Source organism: Nocardia implantans (genome assembly GCF_035544775.1).
Taxonomy (GTDB): Bacteria; Actinomycetota; Actinomycetes; order Mycobacteriales; family Mycobacteriaceae; genus Nocardia; species Nocardia implantans.
Window position 1 is genome coordinate 275,377 of sequence record NZ_JAYKYQ010000006.1, and the last position, 19,012, is coordinate 294,388.

The following is a 19,012-nucleotide window of genomic DNA, read 5'->3' on the forward strand; positions in this document are numbered from 1 at the left end:
CCCACAGTGGGCGGACCGGCGCGTGTGCCGGTCGGTCAGTCACGCACGGTGGCCATCGGCCGTCCCGGCTCGGCCGCGGCGCCGGGCCCGGTGTCGGCGCTCGCGGTGGGCTCGGCCGCGTCGATCGCCGACGAGGCCGAGGTCTCCCGCATGAAGTAGTAGGTGATCAGCGAGACCGCGATGCAGCCCGCGACGTACCAGAAGTACAGCGACTCGTGGCCGCCCTTCTTCAGCGCCAGCGCGATCGTCTCGGCGGTGCCGCCGAAGATGGCGACGGTCAGCGCATAGGGCAGCCCAACGCCGAGCGCGCGGATTCGCGTCGGGAACAGCTCTGCCTTCACGATCGCGTTGATCGAGGTGTATCCGGTGATGATCACCAGCGCCGCCATCATCAGGCCCCACGCGGCGACCGGATCGGTGGTGTGCGCGAGCACCGTCATGATCGGCACGGTCAGCAAGGTGCCTGCCACGCCGAAGAAGATCAGCAGCTTGCGCCGGCCCACCCGGTCCGACAGCGCGCCCGCCAGCGGTTGCAGCACCACGAAGACCAGCAGCGCGATGAAGTTGATCCACGCCACGGTCGACTTGGAGATGCCGGAGGTGTTGATCATGAACTTCTGCATGTAGGTCGTGTAGGTGTAGAACGCGACCGTTCCGCCCAGCGTCAAGCCGACGACCAGCAGGCATTCGCGCGGGTACTGCAACAGGATGCGCAACGAGCCACGCGATCGGTGCGCGGCGGTGGGCGCGCCCTTCGCCGCTTGCTGCTCGGATTCGGCGCGGAACTGCTCGGACTCGTCCATGCCGCGCCGCAACCACATCACGATCAGGGCGCCCGCCGCGCCGATCACGAACGGAATCCGCCAGCCCCAGGCGTTCATCTGGTCGGCGTCGAGGAACTGTTGCAGCACGATCTGCACCCCGAGCGCGACGAGCTGGCCGGCCACCAGCGTCACGTATTGGAAGCTCGAGTAGAACCCGCGCCTGCCCGCCGAGGCCACCTCGGACAGATACGTCGCACTGGTGGCGTACTCACCGCCCACCGACAAACCTTGCAGCAGCCGGGCCACCAGCAACAGGGCCGGGGCGGCCAGACCGATGGTCTGATAGCCCGGCGTCGCCGCGATCATCAGCGAACCGGCCGCCATCACCGTCACCGACAAGGTCAGCGCCGAGCGCCTGCCGAACCGGTCGGCGTAGCGGCCCAGCGCCCAGCCGCCGATCGGGCGCATCAGGAAGCCGACCGCGAACACTGCGGCGGTGGACAAAAGCTGCGCGGTGGGATCGTCCTTGGGGAAGAACGTCTTGGCGAAGTACACGCTGAACGCGGCGTAGACGTACCAGTCGTACCACTCGACGAGGTTGCCGATGGATCCGCGCAGCACGTTCGCGACCACCCGGCGCTCGCCGACGGGCTGTGTCGTAGTCACAACATCTCCTTCTCCGACGCCTCATCACGTCGTCGCAGATCAGTGTGTCGGCAGTCACACGAGCGCGGAACGGCTCTCGCGGCTTCCTAACAGTCCCTTAGGACGATCACCCGGAAACGCGAACCGGCCCCCGGCGCTGCGCCGGGGGCCGGAGAAGAACATGGGTGGTCAGGATCGCGCCGTCAGCAGCGGGGCCAGGGTGCGCAACGCGGGCAGGTAGTTGTCGCCGAGGATCTGCACCGCGACGTGGTCGGCGCCCGCGTCGGCGTGCGCGGACAGCTGCGCGGCGATCCGCTCCGGCGTGCCGTGCGCGATGACGGCATCGAACAGCGCCTCGCTCGGCGGCACGGTGAGGTCGGCGTCGGTGAAACCGAATCGGCGCAGGTTCGACGCGTAGTTGGTGAGGCCGACGTAGAACGCGACCGTCTGATCCGCGACGGCGTGCGCGGTGCGGGTGTCGTCGGTCAGCACCACCTTGTGCTCGGTCGCCAGCAGAGCGTCCGGGCCGACGATCTCGCGCGCCTTCCCGGTATGCGCAGCGGGCACGAAGTAGGGCAACGCGCCCAGCGACCGCTCGGCGGCCAGCTTCAGCACGCGCGGCCCGAGCGCGGCCACCGCGCGCCGTTCTACGGGCACTCCCGCGGCGTCGAGCTCGTCGAGATACTCCACCAGCGCGTCGTACGGCTTGCGGTATTCACCGGTGTGCTCCGGGTGTCCGGCGCCGATGCCGAGCAGGAAGCGGCCGGGGAAGCGGGCCTCGATTCGATGGAACGAGTCGGCGGCTTCCTTCGCCGGCGACGCCCAGATGTTCACGATGCTGGTGGCTACGGTGATGGTCTCGGTCGCATCGAGCAGCGGTTCGACCGTCGCCAGATCCGCGGGAGGCGAGGCCCCCAACCAGAGCGCGCCGTACCCCAGCTGCTCCAATTCCCGTGCGTCTTGCGGGCTGAACCCGTTGTACGCCCGCCACACTCCGAACCGTCCGAGACTGTCGAATGCCATGTCCCGACCCAACACACGCCCGGAGACGGCTATTCCGGCTCCGCGCGCCCGGTCGGTCGAGTCGATGCCCTGCTGATTACCGAGGGCTACTGTGGCTATTGCACAGCTATCGGCGCCCGCCGCCTGGCCCGCGCCACCACTAGGGGAAATGGAGGTGATTGCTGTGCTTCGATTCGATCCATTCCATGACATCGACACCGTCGCCCGTCAATTGCTCGGGGAGAGAGCCGGAACCGGTCGCGCACCGCGATTCATGCCGATGGATCTGTTCAAAGCGGGAGATCACTACGTCCTGAACGCGGACCTGCCCGGCGTCGATCCCGGCTCGATCGACGTCAGCGTCGACAACGGCACGCTCACCCTGCGGGCGCAGCGCACCGTGCCTAGCGAAGAAGGCGTGCAGTGGATCGCCTCGGAACGCTTCGCGGGCACCTTCATGCGCCAGATGTCCCTCGGCGAGAACGTCGACGTGGAGAACATCAGCGCGACCTACAACAACGGCGTGCTGTCGGTGACGATCCCGATCGCCGAGCGCGCGAAGCCGCGCCGCATCCAGATCACCGGGGCGTCGCAGGAACCGAGGACCATCGAGGCGCAAACGAACCGGTCCGAGACGATGTCGCCGACGCAACAGGAGCAGAGTCAGCAGTCGCAGCAGCAGTACCCGCGGCAATCGAAGTGACCGCGCACGCTACCCGCACCCGCGCAGGGTGCGGGTAGTCCGTACCCTCAGTCGCCGCAGCAACCTCCGCCAGGGACCGGAACCGTCCGCGTCTCCCGCGTCTGCGCGTTGCGGGCGGCGAGATCCTCATCCGCCGGATAGTCGACGCCGATCAGACTCAAACCATGTGCGGGAGCGACGGTGACCGAACTGGAGCGCTCGGTCTCCCGCAACAGGTCGGCGACCCATTCCGTCGTCCGCCGCCCTTCGCCGACGGCGAGGACCGCGCCGACCAGGCTGCGGACCATCGACCAGCAGAACGCATCGGCGCTTACGTAGGCGATCAGCAGGTCGCCCTCGCGCTCCCAGTCGAAACGCTGCAACTCCCGCACCGTCGTCGCGCCCTCTCTGCGGCGGCAGAACGCGGCGAAGTTGTGCAGACCCAGCAGCTTTCGCGACGCCGCACGCATGGCGTCGACGTCGACGCCGGACCGGCAGGCGACCACGCTGCGGGCCAGTAGCGGCTCCGCCCCGTACGGCGCGGTGGTCAACCTATAGGCGTAATGACGGCGGATGGCGGAGAACCGGGCGTCGAACTCGGGCGCGGCCGGGCGCGCCCGCTTGATTCGCACGTCCTTCGGAAGGAATCGCGCCATCCGGTGCACGAGTTTTCCGCCGTCCAGTTCGCCGGAGGTGTCGAAATGCGCGACCTGCCCCTCGGCGTGCACGCCGGCGTCCGTACGACCGGCCACGGTCAGCTGGATCGGCTCGCGGAACACCTTGCTCAGCGCGTCCTCCAGCACCCCCTGCACGGTGCGCAGGCCGGGTTGACGCGCCCAGCCGATGAAATCCGTGCCGTCGTAGGCGATGTCCAACCGGACCCGGGTGCGTGGCGGTTCGGCCGCTGCCACGGCCGGCGCGTCCGCGTGCGGCCGGTCCGACGACGATCCCACCGATTCCTCCACGGTCACATGATCCTCCGGTAGAAACGAACGAGCCCGCCGACCCAGTGCGGGTGGCGGGCTCGTCCGCGAAGTCCGACGCTCAGCCTCAGGCGTCCTTCTTGTCCTCGGCGGCCTCGTCGGCGACCGGAGCCTCGGCCTCGGCGGTCTCGGCGGTGGCCTCCTCCTCGACGACCTCGGCGGCCGGGGCCTCCTCCGCCTTCTTCGACGCGGCCACCCGGCGAGCGCGATCGGCCTCGTTGGTCACGGTCTTCTCCCGGACCAGCTCGATGATCGCCATCGGCGCGTTGTCACCCTTACGCGGCAGCGTCTTGGTGATGCGGGTGTAGCCACCCTCGCGCCCCTCGAAGGACGGGCCGATCTGAGCGAAGAGCTCGTGCACGACGTCCTTGTTGCGGATCACCTTCAGCACCTCGCGGCGGTCGGCAAGGGTGCCTGCCTTCGCCTTGGTGATCAGCTTCTCCGCGTAGGGACGCACGGCCTTGGCCTTGGCCTCGGTGGTGGTGATCCGGCCGTGCTCGAAGAGCGCCGTGGCCAGATTGGCGAAGATCGCCTTCTGGTGCGACGCCGACCCGCCGAAGCGGGCACCCTTCTTGGGCTTGGGCATTGTGGTGTTCTCCTGTGTCTTCGGGCCGGGCCGGGGCGCCTACCCCGGCGGCCTAGAGCTGTTCGGTCTCGGCGTAGTCCTGCTCGCCGCCGTCGGTGTCGCTGAACGTGCCGCTGTCGCTCCACGTGCCGGTGCTCGCGTCGTAGCCGACCACGCTGGACGGGTCGAACGACGCGGGGCTGTCCTTGAGCGAGAGGCCGAGAGCGTGCAGCTTGACCTTGACCTCGTCGATGGACTTCTGGCCGAAGTTGCGAATGTCCAGCAGATCCGACTCGGTGCGGGCGACCAGCTCGCCCACGGTGTGCACACCCTCGCGCTTGAGGCAGTTGTAGGACCGGACGGTGAGGTCCAGGTCCTCGATCGGCAGACCGAACGAGGCGATGTGGTCCGCCTCGGCCGGCGAGGGGCCGATCTCGATGCCTTCCGCTTCGACGTTCAGCTCGCGGGCCAGGCCGAAGAGCTCGACCAGGGTCTTGCCCGCCGAGGCGAGCGCGTCCCGCGCGCTGATGGAGTTCTTGGTCTCCACGTCCAGGATGAGCCGGTCGAAGTCGGTGCGCTGCTCGACGCGAGTCGCCTCGACCTTGTAGGTCACCTTCAGCACCGGCGAGTAGATCGAATCCACCGGGATCCGGCCGATTTCCGCGCCGGACGCCTTGTTCTGCACGGCGGGGACGTAGCCGCGACCGCGCTCGACGACGAGCTCGATCTCCAGCTTGCCCTTGTCGTTCAGGGTCGCGATGTGCATGTCCGGGTTGTGCACCACCACGCCGCTGGGCGGCACGATGTCACCGGCGGTGACGGTGCCGGGGCCCTGCTTGCGCACGTACATCGTGACCGGCTCGTCCTCCTCGGACGAGACGACCAGGCCCTTGAGGTTCAGGATGATGTCGGTGACATCCTCCTTCACGCCGGGAACGGTGGTGAACTCGTGCAGGACGCCGTCGATGCGGATGCTCGTGACCGCCGCCCCGGGAATCGAGGACAGCAGGGTACGCCGCAGCGAGTTGCCGAGGGTGTAACCGAAGCCAGGCTCGAGCGGTTCGATGGTGAACTTCGAGCGATTCTCGGCGACGACCTCTTCGGTCAGCGTCGGACGCTGTGAAATCAGCATTAGGATCATCCTCCTTTTTGGGCGCCCGCTATTTGACGCCTCGTCTCAGGGGTTGCGCGTGGCCGCCCATGGGGAGCGGCCACGCACCAGCGGCACATGCGCGCTTGCCGTCCGAGGTAGCCAAGGACGGCTCGTCGAGTGTTACTTCGAGTAGTACTCGACGATCAGCTGTTCCTGCAGCGGCACATCGATCTGGGCGCGCTCGGGCAACTGGTGGACCAGGATCCGCAGCCGGCCGGGGAGCACCTGCAACCAGCCCGGAACCGGACGGTCGCCGATGGTCTCGCGCGCCACCTGGAACGGCAGGGTGCCCAGCGACTTCTCCTTGACATCGATGATGTCGTACTGGGTGACCTGGAAGCTGGGAACGTCCACCTTCTTGTTGTTCACCAGGAAGTGGCCGTGGCTGACCAGCTGGCGAGCCTGCCGACGGGTGCGGGCCAGACCGGCGCGGTACACCACGTTGTCCAGGCGGGTCTCGAGCAGACGCAGCAGGTTGTCACCGGTCTTGCCCTTGAGGCGGTTGGCCTCCTTGTAGTACCGGCTGAACTGCTTCTCCATGATGCCGTAGGTGAAGCGGGCCTTCTGCTTCTCCTGCAGCTGGAGCAGGTACTCGCTCTCCTTGATCCGCGCGCGGCCGTGCTGGCCGGGCGGGTAGGGGCGACGCTCGAACGCCTGGTCGCCGCCGACCAGGTCGACGCGCAGACGACGCGACTTGCGGGTGATAGGGCCTGTGTAACGAGCCATTGTTCGTTATTCCTTTCCCGCTAGACGCGACGCCGCTTGGGCGGACGGCAGCCGTTGTGCGGCTGCGGGGTGACATCGGAGATCGTGCCCACCTCGAGGCCTGCGGCCTGCAGCGAGCGGATCGCGGTCTCGCGGCCCGAACCAGGGCCCTTCACGAACACGTCGACCTTCTTGACGCCGTGCTCCTGCGCCTTGCGGGCGGCGTTCTCGGCGGCGAGCTGCGCGGCGAACGGGGTCGACTTGCGCGAGCCCTTGAAGCCGACGTGACCCGACGACGCCCAGGAGATGACGTTGCCGTTCGGGTCGGTGATCGACACGATCGTGTTGTTGAACGTGCTCTTGATGTGCGCGTTGCCGTGCGGGACGTTCTTCTTGTCCCTGCGACGCGACTTCTGGCTCTTCTTCGGGCCCGCGGCCCGACTCTTCGGAGGCATCGGTTATCCCTACTTCTTCTTGCCGGCGACGGTGCGCTTCGGGCCCTTGCGGGTGCGCGCGTTGGTCTTGGTGCGCTGGCCACGCACGGGCAGGCCACGACGGTGGCGCAGGCCCTGGTAGCAGCCGATCTCGATCTTGCGGCGAATATCGGCCTGCACCTCGCGGCGCAGGTCACCCTCGACCTTGAACTCCGAAGCCTCGATGTAGTCACGCAGCTTCGTCAGATCATCGTCGCTGAGATCCTTCGAACGCAGGTCCGGGCTGACGCCGGTGGCCTCGAGGATCTCCTTGGAGCGGGTACGGCCAATGCCGAAAATGTAGGTCAGTGCGATCTCCATGCGCTTCTCGCGCGGGAGGTCGACGCCCATGAGACGTGCCATCTGGCAGCTTCCTTAATCGTTGCGGAGGTCTGCTCCCTGTCCGTCCCCTCGTCGTGGTGGGGCACCGGCCTCCGAACCGGTGGTAGGCGCGCACGCCCCAGGGCGAACCCTGGATTTCCGCAGCGTGCGGCTGGTGCTGGGAGTTCTTCTTGCCAATCCGAACTGCGGTTCGGTGCTTGGCTGGTGTCGCGTCGAGCGGCGCCGTCGGCAAGCCTCGGGCGGGTGGTGCGAGGTGGCCCTCGCCTCCGCTCAGCCCTGGCGCTGCTTGTGGCGCAGGTTGTCGCAGATCACCATGACCCGGCCGTGACGGCGGATCACCTTGCACTTCTCGCAGATCTTCTTGACGCTCGGCTGAACCTTCACGTCCGTCCAATCTGTTGTGGTTCACAGGGGTGTGAACACAGTTTTTCCCCAGTCGGCGACTGGGGAAGTTCTGGTGTGAGTCCTTCGACTCCGCCCCGGCTCACGCCGGGACCGCCGGTTCGCAACCGACTCCGATCGCGCGGGCGCGATCACTTGTAGCGGTAGACGATCCGGCCGCGCGACAGGTCGTAGGGCGAGAGCTCGACGACCACACGGTCCTCGGGGAGGATGCGAATGTAGTGCTGCCGCATCTTCCCGCTGATGTGCGCGAGAACCTTGTGCCCGTTCTCGAGCTCGATCCGGAACATCGCATTGGGCAGCGGTTCGACAACTCGACCCTCGACCTCGATGGCCCCGTCTTTCTTCGCCATGTCCTCCGCGATCCCGGTTACGCTCAACCTGGTTTGTTTGCCTGGTTCTGTTCGAATGGGACCGGGCCGCTGGAGCGGACCGCTCGCACACAAACAGGCGGCGCGTAGGTGCACCGCCGCTCCAGCTTACCGACCCGTTCCGGATCGAGCAAAAATGCCTCCCTGTATACCGGTGTCGCCTGGGGTTTCGCAGCCGCCTTCCCACTGGTGGCGGGCCTCGGACGCGGTGCCACGACGGCGCCGGGTTGTCGCGTAAACTGGCCGCTGTTCGGGTATTTGGGTCCAGCAGATCGAGGGAGACGCGTGAGCCGGCGCAGCGTGCGAGCCACCGGCGGAGGCGCTCTCGGTCGCGGCCGAAGCGAGCGGCAGGGAGGCGAGGCCGTGAGTAAGCGTAGCGAGCGAGTCACCGGCGGGGCGCCCCTGGCCGCGACCGAGCCGAGCGGCAGCGAGGCGAGTCGTGGCTGAGCGCGGCGAGCGGATCGGCGCGCCGAGTGGCGGCGAGGCGCAGTCGTGAGCCGTAGCAATGACGGCCTGCCGATGCTGCCGCCGTGGTTGTCGGAGAGCGATGTCAGCCAGAGCGGCTACGAAGCGCCGGTGCAGAACCTTCCGCACGACGACCTCATCGAAGAGACCCCCAGCCGCAGGCGCGGCCGTTTCAAGAACCGCGCGCCCGAGGCGGAGCGCCCGGAGGCCGCGCGGCCGGAGAAGCGCCGCAAGGGCTGGCGCCGCGACAAGCAGGAAGGCCCGGCGGAGGAGGACCAGCGGCACGTCGAGGCGGGCCGCGCGCCCGCACCGGTCCCGGACGAGCCCGCACCGGTCCGGCCGCCGCAGGAGTCCTGGCAGCAGCCGCAGGAATCCTGGCAGCAGCCCGGCCACGACCGCACCCCACCGGCCCAGGACAACTCGTGGCAAGCGCCGCCCGAGCGCGGCAACACTCCGCAGCACAGCCTGCCCACCCGCAACCCGTCGCGGCCGTCGCCCGGTTTCCAGCCGCTGGGCAGCAGGTCCACGAACCCGCCCGTGCCGAACGACCAGCCGGCGGACAGGCCCGACCTCCCGCCACCGCCGCCCCGGCAATCGGCCGAGGAACGGCCCGCCGCGACGCGGAACGACGAGCACGCCCGGCCGTCACACGGCCAGAGCGCACCCGGACAGGCCGGCGGCCGGCCTCCGCTCAGTCCGCAACTCGGCGGATGGCCGTCCACCGGCAACCCTCGGCTCGACGCCGCCCTCTCAGCCGTGGCGCCGAGCCTGTGGCCGAACGCGGCTCCGCCCGGCCAGGGAGCGGGCCGCGGACCGACTGGCAACGAGGCGGCTCAGCCGGGTGCCGGGTCGCCCAAACCCTGGACGACCACGACTCCGACCAGCGGCGACACCTCGGTGCAGTCACCCGACCCCGCCGTGCCCCCGTCTCCGACGGACCATGCGGCTTGGACAGGCGGGCACTCACCGACGCCGCCCGGCGGACTCCCGGCGCACGGTTCGCAACAGACGCGGCCGACCGGCGAACAGCCGGAAACTCCGACCGCCGCCGACATGTCCGCGCAGACGCTCCACGGCGGATACCCCGCCGTGCCCCCGCCTCCGACGGACCATGCGGCACGGCAGAGCGGGCACTCACCGACGGCTCCCGGCGAACTCCCACCGCACGGTCCGCAGCAGCCGTGGCCGACCGGCGCGCGTCCGGAAGCCCCGACCGGCGATGCGCCGGTTCCGCCGACCGTCGGCGGGCACTCCGCAGCGCCTCCGTCCACCCAGGATCACCCGACGCGGCAGCGCGGGTACCCGCAGACGCCGACGGCCACCCCACCCGCTCCCCCGTCCGAGCTCACCACCGGCGTGGCCGCTGCGCCGACCGGTACCCAGCAGCCGGGTTCGCACAGCGCACAGGCATCGGCACCGACCGGCACACCGCCCACCACGGGCACTGCCGGGCCGACCGGTAGCGCGACCACAGGTGGAGTACCGACCGGCCTGGACCACACGGCATGGCACAACGCACCCCTGCCGACGACAACCGGCACCCAACCCACAACAGGTGACGCCCCCACCACAAGCGAAGCACCGAGCGCCGCCAGCGGGGCGCCGACCGACCCGGACCACACGGCACGGCACAACGCACCCCTGCCGACGACAACCGGCACCCAACCCCCATCAAGCGAGGTCTCGACCGCGAGCGGGGCACCGGCCGGCGCGGATTCTTCGGCACGGGAGTCGGCCGCGCTGTCGAGCGGGGAACATTCCGGCGAGCCGCAGGGAGCGCAATCCGGGGTTGCAGCCGACAAGCAGACACGGCAGTACGGCGATGGGCTATCGGCGCCCGGGGGTGGGAGCGCGGCTTCTGCTGGACCGAACCCGGTCCGGGAGGCCGGGAGCCAGGGAGCGGAACCCGGCGCTGGAGTGCGATCAAGCGGTGCGAGTTCGGACGAACCGCACAGCGAGAACACCCCTGTCGGGGCGGGCGCGGCAGCGGTTCATGCACCAGCCACAACGGCAGGTACGGAGTTCGGGCAGGGCACCAGCTACCTCACGCCGTCAAGCGAGGCCGACCACACACCACCCACAGCGAAGCATCCGCTGCAAGCCCCGCAGACCGTCTCGGCTGTTCCCCCTGCGGTGACTCCTGACGGTCCGCCACCTTGGCTCGCCGCACCCCGGCCCGAGCAGACCGAGGCGTCCGCGACCGACGCGCCGCGCCGACTCCCACCGCTGCCCGACCCGCCGCACACCGGCGGATCCGGTTCATCCCCAGCCGCTCCGGACGAGCACCGCCTGCCGCCGCGCGGCGCGGACGGCCCGCCGCCCTGGCTCGGTCACAGTGCGCCGGAGCAACGCCGGCCGGACCGTCCGGGACTCCCGCCCACCTTTCAGGAGACCGCCGCACCGGCAGACCGGGCGCCGGAAACTCATACGCCCGCCGATCACCAACCGCCCGCGGATTACGGCGTCACGGAACCGGCCCCCTCCGCCCCGCATGCCGGGCAAGGTGGGCTCGCCGCGCCGCCCGCTCCGCACAGCGCCGCCGCGACCGGCGCTCCACCGGCTTCCGCTCGCACGCCGGAGACCCCCGTGCAGCCGAACGCCGCCGGTTCGGTCGATGTCGCTCGCGCGCAAGGCGATTCCAGCGCACACGCACCGAACTGGACCAGCGCGACCGAGATAGGCCCGGCGGCGGGACTCGGCGCAGGTGGCGGACGACACCGGCTGTACGCGGAACCGAACGAACCGTCGGCTTCGCAGGCGCCGGTCGGACAAGCGCCCGGCTTCGACCAGCAGCCCGTCCCCCCGCCACGACCCGAAACGCCCTACGTCGCGGAGGGCACCCAGCAGCTTCCCCATGGCGGAAGCGACGTAACCGCAGCCTCGCCAATGCAATTCGCGGGTGCGCAGGCGCCGGGCACCCCGCCACAGGCCCCCGCCGACCAGTGGCGCAATACCTCCGCCCCGGAATCCGCGTCGGCAGCACCGCATTCCGTGCCACCGCACCAGATCACCGGGCAAACAGCCCCCCAGTGGAGCACGCCGCCGGGTTATGCACAGCCGCCCGCCCAGCAGCAAGGCGCCCCGCTCCAACAGCAAGGCGCCCCACTCCAACAGCAAGGCGCCCCACTCCAACAGCAAGGCGCCCCACTCCAGCAGCAAGGCGCACCCTTCCAGCAGCCTTCGCTGGACAACGTGCCACTGCGCCGGGCCAAGAAGGCGCCGGGTACCGGATGGCGCAAGGCGGTGCACCACGTGTCCGGCGGCGCGATCAACCCCGGTATGTCCGCGGAGGAACGCAGGCTGCAGGAGCTGGTCGCGCGGATCAGGCAGCCCGTCCGCGGCGACTACCGGATCGCGGTGCTGTCGCTCAAGGGCGGCGTCGGGAAGACCACCACCACCATGGGTCTCGGCTCCACCTTCGCCTCCATCCGCGGCGATCGGGTGATCGCGGTGGACGCCAATCCCGACTTCGGCACGCTGTCGCAGCGGGTGCCGCTGCAGACCAGGTCCACCGTGCGCGACCTGCTCCTCGATTCGACCATCCAGCGCTATTCCGATGTGCGCAGGCACACCTCGCAGGCGACCAGCCGTCTGGAAGTGCTGGCCAGCGAACGTGATCCGGCCGCGTCGGAGGCGTTCAGCGAAGAGGAGTACCGCGCGGTCGCCCGGATCCTGCAGCGGTTCTACAACATCATCCTCACCGACTGCGGCACCGGACTCATGCATTCGGCCATGTCCGGTGTGCTTGACCTGGCGCACTCGCTGGTACTGATCTCCTCCCCCGCGATCGACGGAGCGCGCAGTGCCGCAGCGACGTTGGACTGGCTGTCCCTGCACGGCCACGACCATTTGGTGCGCAACGCTGTGGTGGTGATCAACTCCCCGCGGGCCGGATCGCCGAATGTCGGTATCCAGCAGCTACGGGAGTACTTCCTGTCCCGGTGCCGCGCCGTGCACATCATCCCGTTCGACGCGCACATGTCCGAGGGCGCCGAAATCGATTTGCACCGGCTGCACAAGCAGACCAAGCGGGCCTACGTCGAACTGGCCGCGACCGTCGCCGACGATTTCGCCACCGATCACCGTCGCTATCGCCCGTGACACCCGCCGGGCCGTGGCCCGGCGGGCAAAGGGCGAACGGATCAGCCGCTCACCACTCGGGCAGACGCCGTCTGCCCGCCATGACATCGCGCACCAGATCGTCGTAGGCGTCCGCGAGTTCGGCGAGATGATGCCACGCGTTGTGCAGCAACTCGTCGTGCGCGTTGAGAGTCATCAACGCGTGGTGCGCGCGCACCGACGATTCGGCGAGGCGATCGATCACCGCGCCCACCGTTTCGGTGTGCAAGGTGGCGCCGAGCCGATGCTGCGGCACGTTCCGCATCACCCAGTCGTCGATGGCCATCACCAATTCGATTCTGCGACGCTCGATTTCGCGGACCACCGCCACAGAGGTGTCCACCGAACCACCGCGGCCGACCAAGCGGCGCTCATGTAGCACTGCCAGATCACGAGCGAACCACAGGAGCGGACCACCGACCACGCGGTGTCCGCGACACGCCCGGACCAATAGGTCGGACGTGGGAAGCAATCCCGGTGCCGAAGAGCGCACCGAAGGATCGGCACACCTCGGTGTGCCGGGGAGGGTCATTACGACCGTTGAATCCGAACCTGCCACGTTGCCTCGCCGTCATCGCCGCACAACACCGGATCAGGACTTCATTACAATAAACCTCTGAAGGCACCTGTCAAGCGTTACCGGGCCGTAGGGAGTCACGAAGAGTACACTTCGTTACCTGCATGACCAACCGAGGAGCAAGATGGCGGACGGTCCGACGTATCACCGGATCGCAGACCTCCTCCGCGAGGAGATCCGCGCAGCCAAGTGGAAACCGGGCGATCGATTGCCCAGTCACTCGGAACTTGCCGATCAAATGCAGGTCTCGATAACCACGGCCCGCAACGCGATCCAGGTGCTGGTGGCCGAAAATCTCGTCTATACAGCTACTTCCCGCGGGACGATCGTTCGAAACCAAGAGATTCTGGAATCGGTGGTCACCGATTCCATCCGCCCCGACCGGCCGCAGACCCCGCACGACATCTTCGAGGAGATCGCGCGGGCCGCGCACCGGGAGCCGTCGAAGGAGTTCAGCGCGAAGATGGAGCCCGCCAGCCCCGAGGTCGCGTCTTGGCTGGGTGTACCGCCGGATTCGTGGGTGCTGGCCAGGACGGTGGTCCAGTATCTCGACCACGAGCCGTGGTCGTGGGAGGTCAGTTTCTATCCCCGTGACCTGGCCGAGGCGACGGGAATCGACTCGCCGCATGACATTCCGGAGGGCACCACCCGCCGTCTCGCCGACCGGGGCCATGCCGAGACCGCGCACCGCGACACGCTCGTCGCGCGGCCGGCCAATGCGGAGGAAGCCTTGGTGCTCGGCGTCGCCACCGGCACCATCCTGCTCGACCACCTGCGGATCGGCGCCACCCACGAGCGCGTCACCCGTGCCACGCGGCAACGTTCGCTCGCCACCGGCAATCGGCTCGCCTACGAACTCGGCGACGCCGAAGGCACCGCGGTCATCCGGAACACGCTTGCCGATTCACACGGGTCCGGCCGGGCGTAATCCATGACGATCGCGCTGCGCCAGGCGACATGGGGCGATCTGGGCATGATCTGCCGCCTGCGCGTGCAGCGCACGGCGTGGCTCACCGCGCGCGGCTCCGACCAGTGGACGGTCGCGGGACGCGGCCTGCCCATCGAGATCTTCGCCCGCGCCGTCGGACGCGCGCTGGACGCGGGCGAGACCTGGATCGCCGAGGTCGCGGGGGAACCGGCGGGGACCATCACGGTCAACGACCGCGCCGACGACGGTCTGTGGTCGCGATGGGAACTCGACGACGCGGTGATCGTCCATTACATGATCGTGGACCTGCGATTCGCGGGCCAGCGCGTCGGCCATTACATGCTCGCGCACGCGGGAACGCTCGCCCGCTCGCAGGGCCGCGCCTGGGTCCGGCTCGACGCGTGGACCACCAATACCGACCTGCACGCCTATTACCGTTCGGCGGGATTCCGTTTGGTGCGTGTCGCGGGGGGACCACTCGCGCTCGGACCTTCGCGTGCGCTGTTCGAGCGGAGAGCCGACACCTGGGATCCCGCCCTTCCCGTCCGGGTGACCGCAGCCGGGCGGGTGAGCACGTCGGCGCTCTTGCGCCCGCCGCCGAACAACTGAGCGCCGGTACTCGGGCGCTCGCGATGGCGGTGGCACGTCCCGATGCGCGGCGCCCCCGCACACCACCGGCGACCTCCCGCGCACGCACGCACGACGGAGGCGTCCACCGCGCGACGGCGCGCCGCTCAGATCGGCGGCAGATGCGCGATGTGCACCATCTCGATTCCCCTGCTGCGCGAGACCAGCGTTCCGCGTCCTGGCGGCAGCTTGCTCGGCCGCACGTCACCGATCAGTTTGCCCTCGTCCCGCGACCCGCTCATGATCAACGTCTCCACCGAGAGGTTCTTCATGGTGCCCAGAATCGGGTCGTACAGCGCGCGGGACACACCGCCGCTGCGGCGGGTGACCACGAAATGCATGCCGATGTCGCGCGCCTGCGGCAGGAATTCCAGCAGCGGCGCGAACGGGTTCATGCCGGTGCCCGCGGCGACCATGTCGTAGTCGTCGACCACGATGTAGATCTCCGGACCGCTCCACCAGCTGCGTTCGCGCAGTTGCTGCGGCGTGATGTCCGAGCCGGGAATCCGTTTGGCCAGATACCCGGCCACCTCCTGGATCATCGGGCCGCAGGTCTGCGACGACGTGGAATACCCGGCCAGGTGGTCGCCCTCCACCACGCCCAGCATGGTCCGGCGGTAATCCACCATGATGATCCGGGCCTGCTCGGTGGTCGACTGCTCCACCACGCCCATCACGATGTTGCGCAACAGGGTGGTCTTGCCGCATTCCACGTCCGCGAATGCCATGAAGTGCGGTTCGACGCCGAAGTCCAGCACCAGCGGCTGCAATTCGGACTCGCCGAGCCCGACGACGACCCTGGTGGGGCCGAGCTCGACGCCTTCCGCCTTCGCCGAGGCCAGCAACTCGTCCCTGGAGAACCGCAGCGGCAGCATGCGCACTTCGGGCGCGCGGCGGTCCGGGTACTGCTGTTCGAGTCCGGCCCGCGCTTGCGCGACACCGTCGGCCAGGCTGCCCGGGTCGGAGTCGGAATCCAAGCGCGGCAGGGCGATCAGCATGTGCAACTGGTCGGCGGTCAGACCGCGGCCGGGACGTCCGACCGGGACCTGGTGGGCGGTGCGCCTGCCCATCTCCGAGTCGGACGGATCGCCGAGCCGCAGCTCGATGCGGGTGCCGATCTGGTCCTTGACCACCGGGCGGATCTCGGCCCAGCGCGCGGCGCCGATCATCAGGTGAATGCCGAACGACAGACCCTGGGCCGCGATGGCGTTGATCTGCGGCTCCAGCATGTCGAACTCCTCGCGGATCGCGGCCCAGCCGTCGATCACCAGGAACACGTCGCCGAACTTGTCGTCGGCCAGCGGATCGGCGGGCCCGGCCGCGCCGTCCTGGACGCGGCGGCCGTCGCCGAACTTGCGCCGCCGGAATTCGGCCATCGACTCGATGCCGAGCGCGGCGAAGCGCTCCTCGCGCTGACGCATCAGCGTGGTGAGCTCGGCGACCGTGCGGCGCACCCGGTCGCCGTCGAGACGACCGGCCACCGAACCGACGTGCGGGACGCCGGACAACCCGGCCATGCTTCCGCCACCGAAGTCGAGGCAGTAGAACTGCGCCTGTTCGGGGGTGTGGGTGGCGGCGGTCGCCATGATGATGGTGCGCAGGGTCGTCGACTTGCCCGACTGCGGGCCGCCGACGACGGCGACATTGCCCTGGGCGCCGGCCAGATTGATGGTGAGCACATCGCGGCGTTGCTCGTAGGGCTTGTCGATGACGCCGATCGGCATCCACAGCTGGCCGTGCCGGTTGACCGGCGACCGCCAGTCGGGGTCCGGCAGCAGCATGTCCACCGTCGGGGATTCGTCCAGGGGCGGCAACCACACCTCGTGGGCCGGGCGGCCGTGCCCGGTGAGCCGCTTGACCACCACGTCGAGCAACGTGTCCGGGATGCCCTCGTCGGCGCCGGGCGCGGCCCCGACGGCCGACGGTGGCGGCGGCAGCTCCAGCAGCGGGTTCGACGGCGCGACCGGCTCCGCTTCGACGCCGGCTTCGATCGCCTCCGGCATCTCCACCGGAGCGGCGGTGAACAACGCGGGCCGCCGGCCCGCGACCGGGCTGCCGTCCTCGCCGGTCACCGTGCCCTGCGGCGCGACGTACGGACCGGACACGTAACTGGCGTTGAACCGCAACGGATCCGACGCGTCGCTCTTCAGGTATCCCGAGCCGGGCACGCTGGGCAGGTGGTAGGCGTCGGTGATGCCGAGCACCGCGCGTGACTCGTTCGCCGAGAACGTGCGCAGGCCGATCCGGTAGGACAGGTGCGATTCCAGGCCGCGCAGCTTGTTCTCCTCCAGGCGCTGCGAGGCCAGCAGCAGGTGCACGTGCAGCGACCGGCCGAGGCGGCCGATCATCACGAACAGCTCCGCGAAATCCGGCTTCTGCGACAGCAGTTCGGAGAACTCGTCGACCACGATGAACAGCGCGGGCAGCGGGTCGAGCGGCACGCCGGCGGCGCGCGCCTTCTCGTAGTCGGTGACGTTGGCGTAGTTGCCCGCCGAACGCAGCAGTTCCTGGCGGCGGTTCATCTCGCCGGCGAGCGCGTCCTTCATGCGATCGACCAGCGACAGTTCCTCTTCCAGGTTGGTGATCACCGCGGCGACGTGCGGCAGCGAATCGAGGCCGAGGAAGGTCGCGCCGCCCTTGAAGTCGACGAGCACCAGGTTCAGCGCGTCCGGGGAATGCGTGGTGACCAGCGAGAGCACCAGCGTGCGAAGGAATTCGGATTTTCCGGAGCCGGTGGCGCCGATGCACAGGCCGTGCGGGCCCATGCCGTTCTCCGCCGACTCCTTGATATCGATCTCCACCGGGGTGCCGTCGGGAGTGATGCCGATCGGCACCCGCAGCCGCTCGCGGCCGGTGCGCGGACGCCACACCCGCGCCGGATCGATCTGGGCCGCGTCCGGAATCTTCAGCAGCGCCATGAGTCCGGGATCGGCCGTGGTCCCCTCGCCGAGACTGACGATCTGGGCCGCGGTCGCCAGCCGGTATCTGGCCAGTGCGCGGGCGAAGGACTCGGACTCGGCCGTGCTCACCTCGTCGGCGGTGGCGAACTTCTCCACCCCGGCGGCGCTGCGCGCGGCCACCTCACCGTCGGCGACGACCAGTTGCAGTCCGCGCCGGGCCGCGAGCCCGCCCTCCGGCGCGGTGAGGTCGAGCACCGTCACCGAGTCCAGACCCGATTCGCTGACCAGCCGTTCGCTTCCGCTCACGTAGCCGTCGTCGATGACGACCACCAGGTGCAGTCGCCCCTGGGTCGGCTGTGGGTTGCGCATGAACCGGCCGCGCTCGAGCAGCTCGGCCGCCAGCGCCGTCTCCAGCTCACCGAGCGAGTGGTACATCATGCGCGCCGAACCCATGCCGTCGCGCTGGGTCGGATGTTGCAGCTGCGGCAGCCATTTCGCCCAGGACCAGGCCGGGCCGTCCGGGTCGGAGCAGACGATCGCGATGGCGAGGTGGTCGGGACCGTGGAACACCGCCAGCTCCATCAGCATCGCCCGCACCAGCATGCGCGCCTCATCGGCCGGACCGCCGATGTTGATCGCGGGGAACGCGCGCAACGACACGGCGGTCGGCAGGCGGTGCACCACCGAATGGGTCCGCACGAATCGGCGCAGTGCCACGGTGGACACCGGTTCCAGATCCTCCAGCGGCCCCGTCTCAGGGCGCGCCAACTTGGTGGCCAGCCGGTGGCTGCCGACCCCGACGCGCACGTGCCCGAAGTCGGGGTCGTTGGGCCTGCGCTCCCACATCCGCCTGGTTCCGATCAGGGACGGCAGGTCGGCGGGTTCGGGATGACTCCAGCGCAGCGTCTCCAGTTGCTTGCCGCCGGTGCGGCGCACTTCCTTGCGGACCTGGTCGAGATAGCGGAAGTAGTCCTTGCGTTCCTCGTTCAGTTCCACCGCGCGTTTGGGCCCGCCGCCCCGGAACCCGGCCATCATGCCGACCATCGACATGAGCATCATCATCGGGAACATCATCATGAACGGATTGGCCAGCAGGTTGCGGCCCATCATCGCCATCATGGCGATCATGCCGACCACCGCGACCACCATGACGATCGGCATCAGCTTCATCATCAGCGGCGCGGGCAGTGCGCGCGCGATCTCCGGCGGTGCGGTCAGCGCCACCTCGCCACCGGGTGCCCGGGGCGGTGCGATGCGGGGGCGGCGCACAAAGCCTTCGGTAGCCATGATTCCTTCGTTCGGTCGGCGG

General features: G+C 69.1%; 16 protein-coding genes and 1 pseudogene. 4 read left to right on the plus strand and 13 right to left on the minus strand.

Annotation, left to right across the window (positions count from 1 at the left end):
* Positions 1 to 35: 35 nt before the first annotated feature.
* Positions 36 to 1,430, minus strand: a complete 1,395-nt coding sequence (locus U3653_RS16770) for an MFS transporter (RefSeq protein WP_195080415.1) — start codon at positions 1,428 to 1,430, stop codon at positions 36 to 38.
* Positions 1,431 to 1,598: 168 nt separating this feature from the next.
* Complete coding sequence (locus tag U3653_RS16775; RefSeq protein WP_195080414.1) at positions 1,599 to 2,432, minus strand: LLM class F420-dependent oxidoreductase; 834 nt, start codon at positions 2,430 to 2,432, stop codon at positions 1,599 to 1,601.
* A 163-nt stretch (positions 2,433 to 2,595) separates the two neighbouring features.
* Between U3653_RS16775 and U3653_RS16780 the strand changes: the two are divergent.
* Positions 2,596 to 3,027, plus strand: a pseudogene (locus U3653_RS16780) (Hsp20/alpha crystallin family protein); the annotation flags it as partial.
* 134 nt (positions 3,028 to 3,161) lie between these two features.
* Here U3653_RS16780 and truA read toward each other — a convergent pair.
* The 9 genes from truA to U3653_RS33260 all read right to left on the minus strand — a co-directional run bounded on the left by truA (position 3,162) and on the right by U3653_RS33260 (position 11,751).
* Positions 3,162 to 4,004: a tRNA pseudouridine(38-40) synthase TruA gene (gene truA, locus U3653_RS16785; protein ID WP_195080627.1), complete on the minus strand. Its 843-nt coding sequence runs from the start codon at positions 4,002 to 4,004 to the stop codon at positions 3,162 to 3,164.
* Between the two features lie 139 nt (positions 4,005 to 4,143).
* Positions 4,144 to 4,662, minus strand: a complete 519-nt coding sequence (gene rplQ, locus U3653_RS16790) for a 50S ribosomal protein L17 (RefSeq protein ID WP_195080413.1) — start codon at positions 4,660 to 4,662, stop codon at positions 4,144 to 4,146.
* Positions 4,663 to 4,714: 52 nt separating this feature from the next.
* Positions 4,715 to 5,773: a DNA-directed RNA polymerase subunit alpha gene (locus U3653_RS16795; protein ID WP_039796155.1), complete on the minus strand. Its 1,059-nt coding sequence runs from the start codon at positions 5,771 to 5,773 to the stop codon at positions 4,715 to 4,717.
* 141 nt (positions 5,774 to 5,914) lie between these two features.
* A complete protein-coding gene (gene rpsD, locus U3653_RS16800) occupies positions 5,915 to 6,520 on the minus strand; it encodes a 30S ribosomal protein S4 (protein WP_067803832.1) in 606 nt (201 codons plus the stop codon).
* A gap of 20 nt (positions 6,521 to 6,540) precedes the next feature.
* Positions 6,541 to 6,954 (minus strand): 30S ribosomal protein S11, encoded by a 414-nt coding sequence (gene rpsK / locus U3653_RS16805; RefSeq protein ID WP_195080412.1) that lies wholly within the window; start codon positions 6,952 to 6,954, stop codon positions 6,541 to 6,543.
* Positions 6,955 to 6,963: 9 nt separating this feature from the next.
* Complete coding sequence (rpsM, locus tag U3653_RS16810; protein ID WP_039795645.1) at positions 6,964 to 7,335, minus strand: 30S ribosomal protein S13; 372 nt, start codon at positions 7,333 to 7,335, stop codon at positions 6,964 to 6,966.
* Positions 7,336 to 7,584: 249 nt separating this feature from the next.
* On the minus strand, positions 7,585 to 7,698 hold the full coding sequence (gene rpmJ / locus U3653_RS16815) for a 50S ribosomal protein L36 (protein WP_011207363.1): 114 nt from the start codon (positions 7,696 to 7,698) through the stop codon (positions 7,585 to 7,587).
* A 149-nt stretch (positions 7,699 to 7,847) separates the two neighbouring features.
* Complete coding sequence (gene infA / locus U3653_RS16820) at positions 7,848 to 8,069, minus strand: translation initiation factor IF-1 (RefSeq protein WP_003418601.1); 222 nt, start codon at positions 8,067 to 8,069, stop codon at positions 7,848 to 7,850.
* 3,490 nt (positions 8,070 to 11,559) lie between these two features.
* Positions 11,560 to 11,751, minus strand: coding sequence for a hypothetical protein (locus U3653_RS33260; protein ID WP_353963130.1), 192 nt, complete (start codon positions 11,749 to 11,751; stop codon positions 11,560 to 11,562).
* Between U3653_RS33260 and U3653_RS16825 the strand changes: the two genes are divergently transcribed.
* Entirely contained in the window at positions 11,745 to 12,653 is a 909-nt protein-coding gene (locus U3653_RS16825; protein ID WP_323124507.1) for a MinD/ParA family ATP-binding protein, read from the plus strand. The two genes, U3653_RS33260 and U3653_RS16825, sit on opposite strands and share 7 nt — an antisense overlap.
* Before the next feature lie 49 nt (positions 12,654 to 12,702).
* Here the strand turns inward: U3653_RS16825 and U3653_RS16830 are convergent, their stop codons facing one another.
* The gene (locus U3653_RS16830; RefSeq protein WP_323124508.1) at positions 12,703 to 13,014 is read right to left on the minus strand and encodes a DUF4254 domain-containing protein; all 312 of its coding nucleotides are present in this window, start codon (positions 13,012 to 13,014) and stop codon (positions 12,703 to 12,705) included.
* 358 nt (positions 13,015 to 13,372) lie between these two features.
* Between U3653_RS16830 and U3653_RS16835 the strand changes: the two genes are divergently transcribed.
* Entirely contained in the window at positions 13,373 to 14,176 is an 804-nt protein-coding gene (locus U3653_RS16835) for a GntR family transcriptional regulator (RefSeq protein ID WP_195080410.1), read from the plus strand.
* Between the two features lie 3 nt (positions 14,177 to 14,179).
* Positions 14,180 to 14,785, plus strand: coding sequence for a GNAT family N-acetyltransferase (locus tag U3653_RS16840; RefSeq protein ID WP_195080409.1), 606 nt, complete (start codon positions 14,180 to 14,182; stop codon positions 14,783 to 14,785).
* Positions 14,786 to 14,910: 125 nt separating this feature from the next.
* Here the strand turns inward: U3653_RS16840 and eccCa are convergent, their stop codons facing one another.
* Complete coding sequence (gene eccCa / locus U3653_RS16845) at positions 14,911 to 18,990, minus strand: type VII secretion protein EccCa (RefSeq protein ID WP_195080408.1); 4,080 nt, start codon at positions 18,988 to 18,990, stop codon at positions 14,911 to 14,913.
* Positions 18,991 to 19,012 lie beyond the last annotated feature (22 nt).